Here is a 16,209-nt window from a genome sequence, read left to right as displayed (position 1 = left end):
TATTATGAACACATTAATTACTGGTAAGACTCAAGATAACGAACAAGTCACACTTGAAAACAGCATGGGCTTTAAAGGCATGAAACTCGGTAGTATCGCATTGGCACTAATGCTGACTCAGCTAACAGCTTGTGGTGGAGGCGGCGGAGATGACAGCTCGCCAGCACCAGCGGCAGCGACTCCAGTAGCAACAACGCCAACGACTACTACAACACCAACAACACCAGCAACGCCGACGACTCCAGAGACACCAATGGATCCTGAAACACCAGAAGAACCCGCTCCAGCGCCTACGTCAATTGATGACTTAGTGGTGGATGCTGACTTTGACTTACAAGCGGCATTTAATCTAGCCATTAGTGTTGGCCTTGATTCAACCCAGCGTGGATACTTTTCACTTTGCGATCAATATGAGCAAAATGGCGCACAAATTACGGTGAACTTTGAATCATGTTTATTACGTGGTGCGCTTAATGAAGGTAGCTTAGTTGAGGACTTATTGGTGGCTAACCATCAGCAAAACTTAGTGGCAGTTGTATGGTTTTACGATGGTTCGAATCCGTTATATCAAATGTGGTTTTACGACATGGAAGCTGAAGAGCAAACGTTAACGATTAACTAAGCCAAAGTTAGTTTATCCATGAATCGACGTACTCATTCTAGGAAACCGTTGAACGCGTTAACATCCCCTGAGCAGCACATTAAGATGATGCACAGGGGATTTTTTCATTTGTTGTTATTTGGTCATGAGGCTTGAGCGCCAAAGACCCTATTTGTATACATGGCGTTATTCTTAGTTGTAAATGTCGATTGTTCTGACGGATAATCGTGTAAATTAATTATAATATTCACTGTTAAGAGAGTTAGCATGACTATCGAACGCATGGAAACTAAAACCCGCATGAGCCGCATTGTAAAACATAACGGCACGATCTATTTATGTGGCCAAGTTTGCCAAGATGCCACTAAAGACATCACCGAACAAACCCAAACCATGTTGGACAAAGTTGAAGCGTTATTACTGCAAGCGGGTAGTGATAAAAAGCATATGTTATCAGCCACAATCTATGTTAAAGACATGTCTTACTTTGCAGAAATGAATGCGGTTTGGGATGCATGGGTAATTGAAGGATATGCCCCAGCGCGTGCTTGCGTTGCCGCAAAAATGGCACGAGATGCATTATTAGTTGAAATTTCAGTGATTGCTGCTGAGATAACGCCATCATAAAACCTCAATATACAACTTGCGCCAATACACTTAAGTCATTGATGCCGATGACTTGAGTGTTGAAGAGCGATTACAGGTTATTTGATAACAATCGCTCAGCCTTATCTCTTATTCATACTTCTTAGATTTAGCCTCTCTCTACCCTAGGCTCACACGCCATTGAACTGATATACTGCCCGCTTGATTTTTGGGAGGACCAATGGACGTATCATCATTATTAGATGGCTTAAACGAAATGCAACGCGAAGCAGTGGGTGCGCCTCTGTCGAGTATGCTGGTTTTGGCTGGCGCAGGCAGTGGTAAAACTCGGGTATTAACCCATCGTATTGCTTGGCTAATGCAGGTTGAACAACAAAGTCCATACTCCATTCTAGCGGTAACCTTTACCAATAAAGCGGCGGCAGAAATGCGCGAACGTGTGGAAAAGGTGGTTGGCACTAACATGGGTCGTATGTGGATTGGTACTTTCCATGGTTTAGCTCATCGCTTATTACGCACCCATTATCAAGATGCGAATTTACCGCAAAGTTTTCAGATCATCGATTCAGACGATCAATTGCGTTTACTAAAACGAATTCTTAAAAGCCTCAATTTAGATGAAAAGCAATATCCTCCGCGTCAGTGCCAAGGTTACATTAACGGCAAAAAAGACCAAGGATTACGCCCTAAGCATATCGATGCGGGCAACTTTCCTATTGAGCAAAACCTATTAAACATCTACAAAATTTACCAAGAGTCGTGCGATCGCGCAGGCTTGGTGGATTTTGCAGAAATTTTATTGCGCGCACACGAATTGTGGCTCAATAAACCTCACGTATTAGCCCATTATCAAGAACGCTTTAAGCACATTTTGGTGGACGAATTCCAAGATACCAACGCCATTCAATATGCGTGGATCCGAGTGCTAGCGGGTAAATCAGCCAATGTGATGATTGTGGGTGATGACGATCAGTCAATTTATGGCTGGCGCGGCGCGCAAGTTGAAAACTTACATCGTTTTTTAACTGATTTCCCAGGTTCTAATACCGTTAGGCTAGAACAAAATTATCGCTCTACGGCGAATATTTTGAATGCCTCAAATGAATTAATTGCCAATAACCCCGAACGTTTAGGTAAAAAACTGTGGACTGAAGATAAGGCGGGCGAGCCAATTTCAGTGTACTGCGCCTTTAACGAAATGGATGAAGCGCGCTTTATTGTTGGCAAAATGGCTGAGTGGCATGCCAAAGGTGGCAACTTAGCGGATTGCGCCATTTTATATCGCTCCAATGCCCAGTCTCGTGTACTGGAAGAAGCCTTGTTGCATAAAGGGTTAGCGTATCGAATTTATGGCGGTTTACGCTTCTTCGAGCGCCAAGAAATTAAAGATGCCATGGGCTATATGCGTCTTATCAATAACAAAGATGATGATGCAGCCTTTGAGCGTGTAGTCAACACGCCAACCCGTGGTATTGGTAACCGTACCTTAGAGATTATTCGCTCCACAGCGCGTCAGCAAGAAATGACCATGTGGCAAGCCAGCGTCAGACTGATAGAAGAAAAAGTATTAACGGGACGTGCGGCAAATGCCGTCAATGGCTTTATGGATTTAGTGATTGGTATGCGCACCGACACTGATGACATGAGCTTATATAGCATGACCGATACCGTGATCCAGCGTTCAGGTCTGCGGGCTATGTACGAAGCTGAAAAAGGCGAAAAAGCCCAGTCACGGGTAGAAAACTTAAACGAATTGGTCATTGCTGCACGCAGTTTCGAGATGCCAGAAGAGCTAGAAGATATGGGCGAGTTAAATGCCTTTTTATCCCATGCAGCACTTGAGGCGGGCGAAGGCCAAGCGGATAAATTTACCGATGCAGTGCAGTTAATGACATTGCACTCAGCCAAAGGGCTTGAGTTCCCAGTGGTATTTATGGCGGGTGTCGAAGAAGGTATCTTCCCAAGTAAAATGGCATTGGATGAAGGCGATCGCTTAGATGAAGAGCGCCGCTTATGTTATGTGGGCATGACCCGCGCAATGCAAAAACTGTATATCAGTTACGCAGAGTCGCGCCGTATTTATGGCCGTGAAGACTATGCCAGTCCTTCGCGTTTTATCGGTGAAATCCCATCGGAATATGTTGAAGAAATTCGCATGAAAGCGTCGGTATCAGCACCAGCCATGAGTAGCCGTTTTAACGTACCACGCCAATCCATTGCTAATGACAGTGGCTTTAAAGTCGGCCAAAAAGTGAAGCACTTTAAATTTGGTCAAGGCATAGTGACTGACTTTGAAGGCACGGCAGATAAAGCTCGAGTTCAGGTTAACTTTACTGATTTCGGCAGTAAGTGGTTATTAGTATCACTGGCGAAATTAGAGGCCTGTTAAACGTTAAAACGAGTTTATTTAAATCGATATAAGCTTTGATATCGATCAAGCTATCGCCATTGGCATCGCTACTTTTGGCTTGTTATTGTTTAATAAACTTTTCAGCGTGTTAGATTATTATTTTGGCCAACACATATAAATAGCGTCATCACGATATGACGAATAAGAAGTGATTCAGCTTCAATTGCGGGAGTGAGTTAGCCATGGCAGTATCCTCATGGACGCTAAAACAAAAGATTTCGATTTACCAACGCTTAACACGATTAGACAGACCCATTGGCACCTTATTGTTAATGTGGCCTTGCCTAATGGCATTGGTACTAGCAGCGGGCGGCATGCCTGATGTAAAGGTACTGGTTATCTTTGTCTTTGGTGTGTTTATCATGCGTGCTTGTGGCTGTGTGATTAACGACTTTGCAGACCGAAAGTTAGATGCGCACGTTGAGCGCACCAAACACAGACCGCTAGCTTCAGGTGAAGTGAGCAGTAAAGAAGCGTTAATGCTGTTTGTGGTGATGGCGCTTATTGCGTTTAGCTTGGTGCTATTTTTGAACCCGCTGGTGGTTAAACTCTCTGTGGTGGGGATCATTCTCACTATCATGTACCCGTTTATGAAACGCGTGACCAACATGCCGCAAATGTTTTTAGGCATTGTTTGGAGTTGGTCAATTCCTATGGCTTATGCAGCCCAATTAGGGACAGTGCCTATTGAGGCGTGGTGGCTTTTTGCTGCAAACTGGTGCTGGACGGTGGCTTACGACACTATGTACGCCATGGTCGATAGAGATGATGATTTAAAAATTGGTATCAAATCGACGGCGATATTATTTGGCGACTACGATCGCCAATGGATTGGTTTGTTTCAATTAGCGGCTTTAGGTTGTTTTATCATGGCTGGCTGGTCCGCGGATCGAGGCTTATTGTTTGGCATTGGTATCGCGACATTTATTGCGTTTAGTAGTTATCAGCAATATCTAATTTATGGCCGCGAACGTGCGCCTTGTTTCAAAGCATTTTTAAATAATAACTGGGCAGGGTTTGCCTTGTTTGTTGCATTAGCAGCTGATTATATGCTGCTCTACTAATTTAGTGTGAAAACGGTACAATAGCCTGAATAATAGCTGGGTCAATCAAAGACTCAGCATTAGGGCTAAAACAACATCAACAAGGATAGCTGATGCACACTTTTTTATTGCTGGTTGTGGTGGTAATGGGGTTATGTTTATCAACCTTACCGACGCCAGCAAAGGCAAATGATGCCTTTTCCATTCCTAATTCAAGCTCCATAACGTTAGAAGATTCAGACCGAAGTTATAAGGTGTTTATTAAGCTGCCTAATAGCTATCAAGAAAACGATCCCGCGCAGCATTACCCTGTGGTCTATATGACTGATGCCATGTACAACTTTCAAGTGGTTTCAGGTGTTACTCGCCTGCCAATGAATATGCGCAATATGCAGCAAGCGATTTTAGTGGGGATTGATTGGCAAGAGGGCATGAGTCCTGCCGCCAGTCGCATTCGAGATTACACCCCAAGCTCAGATGAAAGCTGGAAGAGAAAAACCGGTGAAGCCGACCGTCATTTACGCTTTATCGCGAATAAGTTGATGCCTCACATCAACAAAACCTACCGTACTATACCAAGCCAAAACACCTTAGTAGGTCATTCATTAGGTGGGCTATTTGGCGCCTATAGCTTGCTGACCCAGCCAGAGCTGTTTAGCAATTACCTACTGAGTAGTCCTTCATTGTGGTTTAACGACAAACAACTGATGAAGCAGTTTCGTGCCAGTGACTTTATGCTCAAAAGCATCAATGCCAAGGTGTTTATTGCCATTGGCGAGTACGAAACGGCTGAGTTGACTGATTTCGGTCATGATATGGTGAATGATGCGAAGGAATTTAAAGCCATCTTAGAGCAAAAAAATAGGCTGTCGGCGATCCAAGGGATTAATGTCAAATTACAGGTCATTGCCGAGGCGGATCACAGCATGGCATTTCCAACGGCTGCAATTCAGGGCTTAAGTTGGTTTTTGCCTCAGCAAAATAGGTTGGCTTTGCACTAATCTTACCGTTTAGCGTTACAAGGAGTGTATTGTGAAACGTTCTATGAAATTTCGTTTAGGCTTTTTAGTCCTAACCATTATCAGTTATGTCATCGGTTTTCAGGTGTTGCCTGAGCAGCTTAATAGCACTTATGAAATGACGGTGGTGAGTGGCATTTCTGTGCTTTATTTCCTGGTTTTACCGATACTTTATTGGATTGCAATCATCAATATAGGTAAGCAAAAACCATGGAAAATATTGATGATACTCAGCTTAAGTGCCTTGATGGCACGTTTGAGCTTTCCTGAAGACATTGCCAGTTATTTTGAGTTTGTCATGTGGCTACGCTACCCCATTCTTGCGGTTATTTTACTGTTTGAGATTTACTTATTATTTAGTGTGATTAAAGGTTTATGGCAAGCAAGAAAGCTCAAAGGCGACCCAAGAATAAAAGCGCTAAATATTAGTGATGATGAGAAAAGCCAAATGGTGGGCATGATAATGGCGGGGGAAGCGGCTAATTGGTTTTACAGTATTCCTAAGTTCAGTGCTAATCACCCCAAAGCGATAACCAATATTAAGTTGCTTAGCGCCAAAGCGTGGTTTATGTGGTTAATGATTGGCTTATGTTTTATTGGCTCGACGATCGCGTATTTATTGTTAGTGGACTGGAGTGAAATAGCGGCGATTTTAGTTTCGGCGATTGTGGGTTATGGCTTTTTAACTTTCATTGCTAATTACCGATTATCTCGCCATTACTCATTGTATTTACATGATGACAAACTGGTGATTAACAATAGTATTTGGGGATTGTTGATGGTTGATATCGCTGACATTAAAGCTCTGACAATCACTGAAACGATAAAAACCAAGGATGAAGAAATTTTGTTTGTTGGCCGTGGTGATACAGCCAATGTATCGGTCGACTTTAACCGAACTCAGCGTTATTTTGGCGCCATGGGGCAACTGCCTGAACCTATTGAGCAGCTATTACTGGTGGTGGATGAGCCACATAAACTGCAACAAGCCATTGAGTCTGCTCAATCAAATACGGCAGACGCTAACTCGTAAAGGTGATAAAGCCCGCCGTTAATTCTATTTACTGTTCTATTTACTGTTCTATTTACTTTTTATGCCACTCATTGAGTGGCATTTTTTGTTTCAGGCATGAGTTAGTCCAAAGGGGTATATCAATCTGGCGGGTTTCCATAGACATCAATATGATGATTCACCACAATTACCGAAATTTCAAAACGATTAAAAGCTATTTAAATCAATAGCTTTGTAATCATATTGTTTCGTAAATATTGGTAAATGTTACAATTATGAATAACAAGCAAGCTCTGTATGGCCTCATCGTACTCATGCTGACTCTCGTTGCTGGGAGCACTTTACTTAGTTCTGATGGGTTGTTTCTTCGGTTACTACTAGGATTAAGTTTAGGTTTTGCCCTTGCGAAAGGCTCTATTGGTTTTGCGGGGAGTATTAATCGTGCTTATCGACGTGGCTCAACGCAACTATTACAAACCTTGATGTTTATGTTTGTTATTACGGCCTTTATCAATGCAGGTTTATTGATGAATACCGGATATAGCCAGTTTGATCTGTGGGTTAATCCAATCAACTTGGGCTTGTTGCTAGGCGGGGTGATGTTTGGTGCTGGGATGAGTTTATCAAGCTGCTGCGCTACAGGCATGATGGTTGAATTTGTCAGTGATATTCCGCGGGCAGCGACCACGCTAGTGTTTTTTGGCGCAGGGGTATTTTTTGGCTTTCCATTACAAAGCGGGCAGGAGTGGATAACTGAGACTTGGGTTTCTTCTCAAAGCTTTGATGGTAAGGGAGTATTCTTACCTGATTTATTCGCTAATACGCCTTTGAATGGTTATTTCATGGCGATGGTGATGACCTGTTTATTGGCATTGATTGTCGTGGTGCTTGCGAAAAAGTATGAGAGCCACCGCCGCCAGAATGGATCGTATTTAGGTGTCGATGGCGAGCTTGCCCGTCAACAATTGGCTCAGCAAGAAGACAAACCCTTTAAATTGTGGAGTGTTGAAACATATCAAGCATGGTTCGCCAGCTTATGGCAAATGCGCACCACTGCGTTAGTGATTGCCATTATATTCGGCATCATGATGGCTAGCACTGGTTCAGGCTGGGGCGCTTCAACGCCATTCGGTATTTGGTTTGCCAAGGGACTGATGTTTTTTGGAGTAGAACTAGAAACCATTACAGCATTGAGTGATCGCCCTGAAGGCATGTTTACTACGGCATTTTTTGACCATGAAATATCAGTGCAGAATATGGCGATATTTTTAGGTGCGTTAATTGCGGTATTGTTTATGGGTAAGTTCCGATTTTCATTACGTTTAAATCATTCTTATAAACAGTTTGCTTTATTTGCCTTGGGCGGGCTGTTGATGGGCTTTGGAACTCGCTTTGCCAACGGGTGTAATGTGGGCGCTTTATTTACCCCAATCGCTAACTTTTCATTATCGGGTTGGGTGTATTTAGTCGTGCTGATTGTAGGCGGGATTATTGGCAATCGTTTTCAAAAATGGGCAATCAAATAACCCATCACAGAAAACAAAAAATGCGCTCCTATGAGCGCATTTTTTGAGGCTAATTTACTGGCATGACGTTTAAATCATGCTGACCTGTATCAGAGGAATTAGTTGGTCACTAATTTAGCTAAATCAGCAGGGCGGTAATACACCGACTTTAACACTTTACCTTGGCGAACCACTTTACCTGCCATTTCCACGTCTTTAGCGCATTTGGCGATAATGAATTCACCTTTGGTGCTACCGACAATTTCAACGCCTTGTTTAGCGTAATGAGCAATAGTTTCGTTAAGTTCTTGTTCGTTGCGGCACACTTTACTCATGTTGCTTGAGTGAACTTCATCCCAGCATTCAATGAAGTTAATCTCACGATTTTTAGCAACACAGAGTAATAAATCAACCAGGTAACTGATTTCCAAACGGTCGCTCATCTTAGCTGCACCAAGGTGCACTAAACGACCCATAAGCACATAAACAGAATCAACAATGGCATCAGCTTGTTCAACCCGGCAGTCTGCTTCTGCAAGCTCTGTGAGCTCTTCAATAATCAATGAAGTGTGTAGGGTATCTGCTTTGTCATCTAAGCTTGCAGCATTTTCGATAGGCAAATCAAAGGTGCTACGAAATTCTTTAATATCACCATATAAGTGGTCAAAAGTAGGTTGGTCTAAAACAGATAACTTCATTGTTCAATAAGCCTAGAAAGTAAGAAATAGACGATTATGGTAATGAATTGGATATGATTCTACAAGGAAAGCGACGATGCAAACTAATGTCTGCATCGTCGTTTAAAACATTAAATTAAATAGTCTGAATATATTATTTGATAAATGCGAAGGCATCACCATATAAATGAGCTTCATCGACGCCCATTTCACGGAACACTTCACGGGCTGCGCCGACCATATCAAAACGGCCTGCGATGTAGATGTCGTAGCCGACTAAACTGACATAGTCTTGCTTAATTTGCTCAAGCAAATTGGCTTGTTTGCCATTCCAGTTAGCTGGTGCGTCTTCGACAACAGGCACAAACTCTAACCAGTTGTTCTCAGCATGCCATTGACGAGCAATTTCTTGATAGTACATGGCATCTTCAGTACGACAGCCCCAATAGAATTGAGTTGGTACTGTTTGTCCAAGGGCAATTTGTTGCTCAATAATACTTTTGATATAAGAGAAACCTGTTCCGCCAGCAACCATAATACGAGGACGTTGGCTTTCTGTGCGTAAAAAAGCATTACCAGCAGGCGCTTCAATCTCAATGTATTCATTGCTTGTTAAGCGCTCTACCACTTGCATAGGATAACTTTCTGAAACTGCAGCGCCAATATGAAGCTCAATGATTTCTGCATTAGGAGCCGATGCGATCGAGAAAGGACGTTTGTCTTTTTCTCCCATCACGATTGATAAGTATTGCCCAGCTTGGAACTCAAAAGCCGCTTCAGGTTTAAGAAATACCTGAAAAACTGCGTCATTAAACGCGGTGACTTTTTCAACTTTACAGCGAATGGTGTTCATCTAACGTCCTTTGTGGCCCTTTCTAAGAAGGGTTATTTTCTTTTTATATGTAGGCTCTAGGTTGAGCTAGTGTGATATAGATCACCATTATAGCGTTGGAGCATCGTCAATACCTAATTCTTCCCAAATATGATCAATCTTTTCTTTCACTTTGGGGTCCATCACAATTGGCGTTCCCCATTCTCTGTCGGTTTCTCCTGGCCATTTGTTAGTGGCATCTAAACCCATTTTTGAGCCTAAACCAGCAATAGGAGAGGCGAAATCAAGGTAATCGATAGGGGTGTTATCTACCATTACTGTGTCACGGGTTGGATCCATACGGGTAGTGATAGCCCAAATGACATCTTGCCAGTCGCGGCAATTTACATCCTCGTCAACAATGATAATAAACTTGGTATACATAAACTGGCGTAAGAACGACCATGCGCCCATCATTACTCGTTTAGCATGACCTGCATATTGCTTACGAATTGAAATCACTGCCATACGGTACGAACAGCCTTCTGGCGGCAAGTAGAAGTCGATGATCTCAGGGTACTGCTTACGTAAAATGGGTACGAAGACTTCATTAAGTGCAACACCCAACATAGCTGGCTCGTCAGGTGGACGGCCTGTGTAGGTGCTGTGATAAATGGCATCTTTACGTTGGGTCATATGGGTGACGGTAAAGACTGGGAATTTGTCGGTTTCATTATAGTAACCAGTGTGATCACCATAAGGCCCTTCTTCAGCCATTTCTTCTGGGTCAATATAACCCTCTAAAATGATTTCGCTGGTGGCGGGTACTTCTAAGTCACAACTTAAGGCTTTACAGACTTCAGTTCGCTCGCCACGAAGTAAACCCGCAAATGCATATTCACTCATTGAGTCTGGTACAGGGGTAACTGCGCCTAAAATGGTGACAGGATCAGCGCCCAGTGCCACAACAACGGGGTAGCGTTCACCGGGGTGCTTTTCTTTAAAATCTTTAAAATCTAATGCGCCGCCGCGATGGTCAAGCCAGCGCATAATCAGCTTGTTTTTACCCAGTAATTGCTGACGGTAAATACCTAAGTTTTGGCGTTTTTGGCGAGGACCTTTAGTGATGGTGAGTCCCCAAGTCACTAATGGTGCTATATCGCCAGGCCAGCAATGCTGCACTGGTAATTTGGTTAAATCAACATCATCACCGGTAATAACTACTTCCTGACATGGAGGGTTACGCACGGTTTTAGGTGGCATATTCAAGGCTTGCTTGAATTTAGGGATTTTCGCAATAGCATCTTTAAAGCCGCTTGGAGGCTCAGGCTCTTTAAGGAAAGCAAGTAATTCACCGACTTCACGTAGCGCCAATGGGTCTTCTTTACCTAGTGCCATGGCAACTCGTTTTGGGGTGCCAAATAGGTTGACTAACACAGGCATACTGTTGTCTGTTGGGTTTTCGAAAAGTAGGGCTGGACCGCCTGAACGTAATACACGATCGGCAATCTCTGTCATTTCCAAATTGGGATCAACAGGATAACTAATACGTTTCAGTTCACCGTTGGTTTCTAGGTGATCGATGAAGCTACGTAAATCCTTAAAACTCATGGCTTATTCACTCGTTTATTGAAAGCTCTTTGAGGCGCACTATAGCATTTTTATAATATTGGGTTAAGCCAAGATTATTTGTTAAGCAGCATTTTGAGGTAAACTGAAATGAGCGACGTTTATCAGTATCTTTAGTTTTGCTTTTTGACTCTAGTTAAACAGTCTAAGCACCTAACTATTATCAAGTAAGTATTAGCAATTAAGTATTAGCAATTAAGTATTAGCACATTACTATCAACCCGTTACTATTGGCATTTGGCTATTTGCAATTAACTAAAAGTCATTAGCCATGAGCAAGTACCATAAGTAAATAATGATAGTTTTACCAAGGAGTGATTCTATGAAAGCATTAGTTCATCGAAATCCTTTTCATCTTCAACTCTTCGAGTATGTCTCCAGTTTATTCGTATCATTTGGTCGCGAAGAGAATGGCTGCAAGCTTCAACAATTAGGCCACCCTCTGCCAGTGATTTTGCTAGCGACGACTCTACTTGGCGTTTATGCCCCGAGCCTTAATGCTGAAGTGTATAGCACTCATCAAATAGCTAATTTAACTGCAGGTGAGAAGCAACAGCACTCTGGCTCATATTCGTCAGGTCGACATGGAAGCGATCGATATACCCGTCATTCAGGTTCATCAGTTAGATGGGGAGTAGATTATAACAACTACTGGGGGCCTAGTGTGGGGATCGGTTGGAGTAGTGGCTGGAACAATCGTTGGCATAACCGCTGGGGCTATGGTGGTTGGGGAAGTAGCAGATGGGGAAATGGTTGGCGTTATCCATATCGATACGATTATTACGATCGCCACTATCGCAATCAATATATGAACAATTCAGCCCCGAGATCTAATTATGTTGAGCCTGTGACCCAAGTTGAGCCACCTAAACGGACAACAACCAGTATTCAATATGCTAAAGGACTGACTCAGTTACCTGAAAATGCTCGAGTGATACAACGCGATGGGCAAACGCTTTATGAGTGGGATGGTAAAGAGTATTACTTTGATTGGTCTACAGAGCGGTATTTTGCTCTAGAAGCTAAGCCATAGTTATAAGTCACAGTTGTAAACGTTATTTAAAAACGATCTCAAACGCCAATCTAGAAAGGTAAAAGCCCTAATGAATCCATTTCATTAGGGCTTTTGTTGTTGCATTGTCTTCCGACATTTTATCGTTACATATTATTATTTTTATTCCCTGTAACGTACTTCAAAATAGCCGCAGTTGTTTTATGGGGGTAACAACAGCAATTATTAAGAATGAACTGACAAACTTACTTGTACTTATATTTTATTATCCTTCCCAAACGCTTTTCGCCTATGAGAAGTCAAGTAAGTTTGTCGTAACACGTTAAGCATGAACTTAATGCCTATACCATTAAGTTCAGCCTAATAAGTTGACAAGAAGAGTTGTGATTTCATTAAGTTTCGCTGGGGACCGAAAATTAATTTTAAAACAACCTATCTTGCCGGAACTGCTTATGACTTTCGGACCAACTCGCTTAACTTAGTGGCCAATGAGTCACAATAAAATTGACAAGAAAAATCGCTATCAATAACTAACTTGACTGCTTAACTCTCGATGGGGGACGAAAGTTAAAGCGACTAGTCTTGCCTGAACCGCTAATGATAATTTGAACAAATCACTCACCTACTTGTTCAAACCTTCACTATAAAATTGACAAGAAAAATCGCTATCAATAACTATCTTGACTGCTTAACTTCCGATGGGGGCCGAAAGCTAAAACGACTTATCTTGCCTGAACCGCTAATGATAATTTGAACAAATCACTCACCTACTTGTTCAAACCTTCACCATAAAATTGACAAGAAAAATCGCTATCAATAACTAACTTGACTGCTTAACTCTCGCTGGGGGACGAAAGCTAAAGCGACTTATCTTGCCTGAACCGCTAATGATGAGTTGAGACAAACTACTTACTTAACTGCTCAAATCTTCACTATAAAATTGACAAGAAAGACGCTATCAAAAATTTCTTGATTGCTTAACTTCCGATGGGGGCCGAAAGCTAAAGCGACTTATCTTGCCTGAACCGCTAATGATGATTTGAGGTAAATAACAAACTTATTTATTCAAATCTTCATTATAAAATTGACAAGAAAGCCGATATCAAAAATTTCTTGATTGCTTAACTTCCGATGGGGGCCGAAAGCTAAAGCGACTTATCTTGCCTGAACCGCTAATGATGATTTGAGGTAAATAACAAACTTACTTATTCAAATCTTCATTATAAAATTGACAAGAAAGCCGATATCAAAAATTTCTTGATTGCTTAACTTCCGATGGGGGTAGAAAGTTAACACGACTTATCTTGTCTGAACCGCTAGTGAACCAATTTGTAAATTGAGTTCACCTTTTAAATTCTTTAATTACCATTAATCGCAACGAGTTGCTGGTTAAGCTGAGACAACTTACGTTGTAAATGAGCTATTTCTGATGTAATGGCACTTTTGTTCACATTAGATGCAGGCTTGGTCTCTTTTTTTCTTACCCATTGGTAAATGGTTTTAGCTGACACACTGTACCGTTTAGCAACATCTGAAATTAAACGATTATCTTGCTGCACTTCTTTGATCACTTGCTGCTTAAGTTCGCTTGAATATATTCTGTTTAGTGCTGTCATAACGCTACCTACTGCTCTGCTTATTACTGCTAATATTTGTCTTTTTAATCGCTGCTTATGTCGGCTAACAATCAAAATCAACTTTAAAGGTTATTAAATAAACCAAGTAATTAAGAACTATTTTTTATTGATGTTGTTATCAACATCCCAACAGCTATAGCCGAGGTGATTAAAGAAGTTCCATTGATACTGGCATTGCTCAAAAATGACTTTTAAATGATTCATGCTTATCTCCTTCATCATACTCTTTGCTTTTAATCTGCTGTTATAAAACAGGTCCTATTTACTCTAAATTGGTCAATTATCAATCTACCCCTAAGGTGGTATATATCTATATGGAATACTTGTGCCAATTTTAAAATAAATATTTTATTCAATATTAACAATAACTTAATTTTTTAAAGTGTTAACTCTAAAAAATGGAGTTGATCCACAATGGTGCGATAGTTCTTTTTTGGTGCAAATCTTAGTTAAATTGGTAAAAGATATTAACCAATGAGTTTAGCCATGATTTTATCCTAACTATGTGTCAGAAATTTGAAGGTACTTGTAACCGGACTTAAACGGATGAAAACAAGTCGCAGTTGATTGAGCTGGATGATTTATAGGAAGTAGTGGCTTGTTTTAAAGTGACTAATTTCAGGTGCTAATTACAAATGCTAATTTCAGGTGCTAATTACAAATGCTAACTGCAGGTGCTAATTACAGATGCTAACTACAGCTGCTATTTACAGATATTCATTACGAATGCTTACTACAAATAAAAAATCCATGAACTTTGATAGGTTCATGGATTTTTTAGTTTTTCAGAGCGGTTTAAGTCGCTTTTATTTGATGGTAGCGACATAAGCGCATGAAGGATTACATTAGGACAAATCAGCTTACATAAGGAAAATAGTTGCTAGGCCTAAGAAAGCGAACAAGCCTATTACATCGGTAACCGTTGTCAGCACCATTCCACCCGCAAGTGCAGGATCGATGTTAAGCTTTTTGAGAATAAGTGGAATGCTAGCGCCTGCTAAACCTGCAACTGTCATGTTGATCAGCATAGCGCCGCCAATGAGGCCACCTAATGCCATGTCATCTTTCCATAACCATACCGCAAAAAATACCAGCACCGACCACATAATACCATTGAGGAAACCAATGGCTAATTCCTTGCCGATAAGCCAGCGAGAGTTACTCTGGCCGATATGACCTAATGCAATACCACGAATAACCAATGCTAAGGTTTGGTTACCTGCGACGCCACCCATGCTAGGTACAATTGTCATTAAAATCGCAATAGTTGCAAACTGCTCTAAGGTGCCCTCAAACATATTACTGACTGATGCAGCAAGAAGAGCTGCAAATAAGTTGATGGTCAGCCATAGAGAACGCCTGACGGTACTTTTCATGACTGGGCCGAAGGTGTCCTCGTCATCATCCATACCTGCCATCCCCATCATGGAGTGTTCGGCGTCTTCACGAATAACATCAACGACATCATCAATGGTGATACGTCCTAGCAGCTTTTGCTCTTCATCAACAACAGGTGCAGAAATCCAGTCATGGCGTTCGAATAATTGTGCTACTTCATTGTCGGGCATATCCACGGGGATACTTTCAAGCTCAGGATCCATGATGGTACGGATGGTTTCACTTGGATTACAGGTCAGCAAGTCAGCTAATCGAACACCACCGAGTACATGGTCGTTTTTATCTACCACATATAAGGTATCTGTGGTGTCAGGCAAATTACCGCGCTGGCGAAGGTAGCGAAGTACCACATCAATATTAACGTCAGGTCTGAGCGTGACTGTATCGGTATTCATGATACTGCCAGCGGTGTCGTCTGGATATGAGAGCGCTTGCTCGACGCGATGACGATCTTGGCTACTCATTGATTGCAGTACTTTTTTGTATACCGCATCAGGAAGGCTTCTTAAGATATAAGCTAAGTCATCGGTGTCCATGCCTGAAGTTGCTTGAGCGACTTTTTCAGGAGTCATACCGCTGATGAGTGAATCTTTTAACTCTTCACCCAATTCTTCTAAAATTTCACCGGCTTGTTCTTGGTCGATGAGCTGCCATAACACTTGGCGGGTTTTAGGGGGAGAAGATTCAAGGATGAGGGCGACATCTGATGCTGCCATATCATGTAGCATGTTTCTTACATGGACAAACATACCGCTGCCCAATGCTTGAGTCAGCTGATTTAGGCGTTGTTCGGTAAGTTCGCTGTCGATTACTTCGATACCCATTCGCCACTCCTCAAAAATTCGATTG

General features: G+C 41.9%; 13 protein-coding genes. 8 read left to right on the top strand and 5 right to left on the bottom strand.

Features of this window, described 5'->3' with window-relative positions; translation table 11 throughout:
- Positions 1-4: 4 nt before the first annotated feature.
- The 7 genes from L2735_RS08595 (at position 5) to L2735_RS08565 (ending at position 8,217) form a co-directional block, all read left to right on the top strand.
- Positions 5-622, top strand: a complete 618-nt coding sequence (locus L2735_RS08595; protein ID WP_248984298.1) for a hypothetical protein — start codon at positions 5-7, stop codon at positions 620-622.
- 246 nt (positions 623-868) lie between these two features.
- Entirely contained in the window at positions 869-1,228 is a 360-nt protein-coding gene (locus tag L2735_RS08590; protein WP_248984297.1) for a RidA family protein, read from the top strand.
- A 199-nt stretch (positions 1,229-1,427) separates the two neighbouring features.
- On the top strand, positions 1,428-3,596 hold the full coding sequence (gene uvrD, locus L2735_RS08585; RefSeq protein ID WP_248984296.1) for a DNA helicase II: 2,169 nt from the start codon (positions 1,428-1,430) through the stop codon (positions 3,594-3,596).
- Positions 3,597-3,799: 203 nt separating this feature from the next.
- Positions 3,800-4,681, top strand: coding sequence for a 4-hydroxybenzoate octaprenyltransferase (ubiA, locus tag L2735_RS08580; protein ID WP_248984295.1), 882 nt, complete (start codon positions 3,800-3,802; stop codon positions 4,679-4,681).
- A 92-nt stretch (positions 4,682-4,773) separates the two neighbouring features.
- Positions 4,774-5,661, top strand: coding sequence for an alpha/beta hydrolase (locus L2735_RS08575; RefSeq protein ID WP_248984294.1), 888 nt, complete (start codon positions 4,774-4,776; stop codon positions 5,659-5,661).
- A gap of 31 nt (positions 5,662-5,692) precedes the next feature.
- Positions 5,693-6,712, top strand: coding sequence for a hypothetical protein (locus L2735_RS08570; protein ID WP_248984293.1), 1,020 nt, complete (start codon positions 5,693-5,695; stop codon positions 6,710-6,712).
- Positions 6,713-6,966: 254 nt separating this feature from the next.
- Complete coding sequence (locus L2735_RS08565; protein WP_248984292.1) at positions 6,967-8,217, top strand: YeeE/YedE family protein; 1,251 nt, start codon at positions 6,967-6,969, stop codon at positions 8,215-8,217.
- Between the two features lie 98 nt (positions 8,218-8,315).
- Here L2735_RS08565 and L2735_RS08560 read toward each other — a convergent pair whose 3' ends face one another.
- The 3 genes from L2735_RS08560 to ubiD all read right to left on the bottom strand — a co-directional run bounded on the left by L2735_RS08560 (position 8,316) and on the right by ubiD (position 11,295).
- Positions 8,316-8,894, bottom strand: a complete 579-nt coding sequence (locus L2735_RS08560) for a nucleoside triphosphate pyrophosphohydrolase family protein (RefSeq protein WP_248984291.1) — start codon at positions 8,892-8,894, stop codon at positions 8,316-8,318.
- Positions 8,895-9,027: 133 nt separating this feature from the next.
- A complete protein-coding gene (fre, locus tag L2735_RS08555) occupies positions 9,028-9,726 on the bottom strand; it encodes an NAD(P)H-flavin reductase (protein ID WP_248984290.1) in 699 nt (232 codons plus the stop codon).
- 87 nt (positions 9,727-9,813) lie between these two features.
- Positions 9,814-11,295, bottom strand: coding sequence for a 4-hydroxy-3-polyprenylbenzoate decarboxylase (ubiD, locus tag L2735_RS08550; RefSeq protein ID WP_248984289.1), 1,482 nt, complete (start codon positions 11,293-11,295; stop codon positions 9,814-9,816).
- Between the two features lie 340 nt (positions 11,296-11,635).
- Here ubiD and L2735_RS08545 point away from each other — a divergent pair, with 340 nt between their 5' ends.
- Entirely contained in the window at positions 11,636-12,346 is a 711-nt protein-coding gene (locus tag L2735_RS08545; protein WP_248984288.1) for a hypothetical protein, read from the top strand.
- Positions 12,347-13,683: 1,337 nt separating this feature from the next.
- Here the strand turns inward: L2735_RS08545 and L2735_RS08540 are convergent.
- Positions 13,684-13,941 carry a transposase gene (locus L2735_RS08540; protein ID WP_248984287.1) on the bottom strand — a complete coding sequence of 86 codons (258 nt, stop codon included), beginning with the start codon at positions 13,939-13,941 and terminating at the stop codon, positions 13,684-13,686.
- 881 nt (positions 13,942-14,822) lie between these two features.
- A complete protein-coding gene (gene mgtE / locus L2735_RS08535) occupies positions 14,823-16,184 on the bottom strand; it encodes a magnesium transporter (protein WP_248984286.1) in 1,362 nt (453 codons plus the stop codon).
- Positions 16,185-16,209 lie beyond the last annotated feature (25 nt).

Source organism: Shewanella olleyana, assembly GCF_023283825.1.
Lineage (GTDB): Bacteria > Pseudomonadota > Gammaproteobacteria > Enterobacterales > Shewanellaceae > Shewanella > Shewanella olleyana.
Note: the sequence above shows the minus strand (reverse complement) of the source record. Positions and strands in the feature narration are given on the sequence as shown.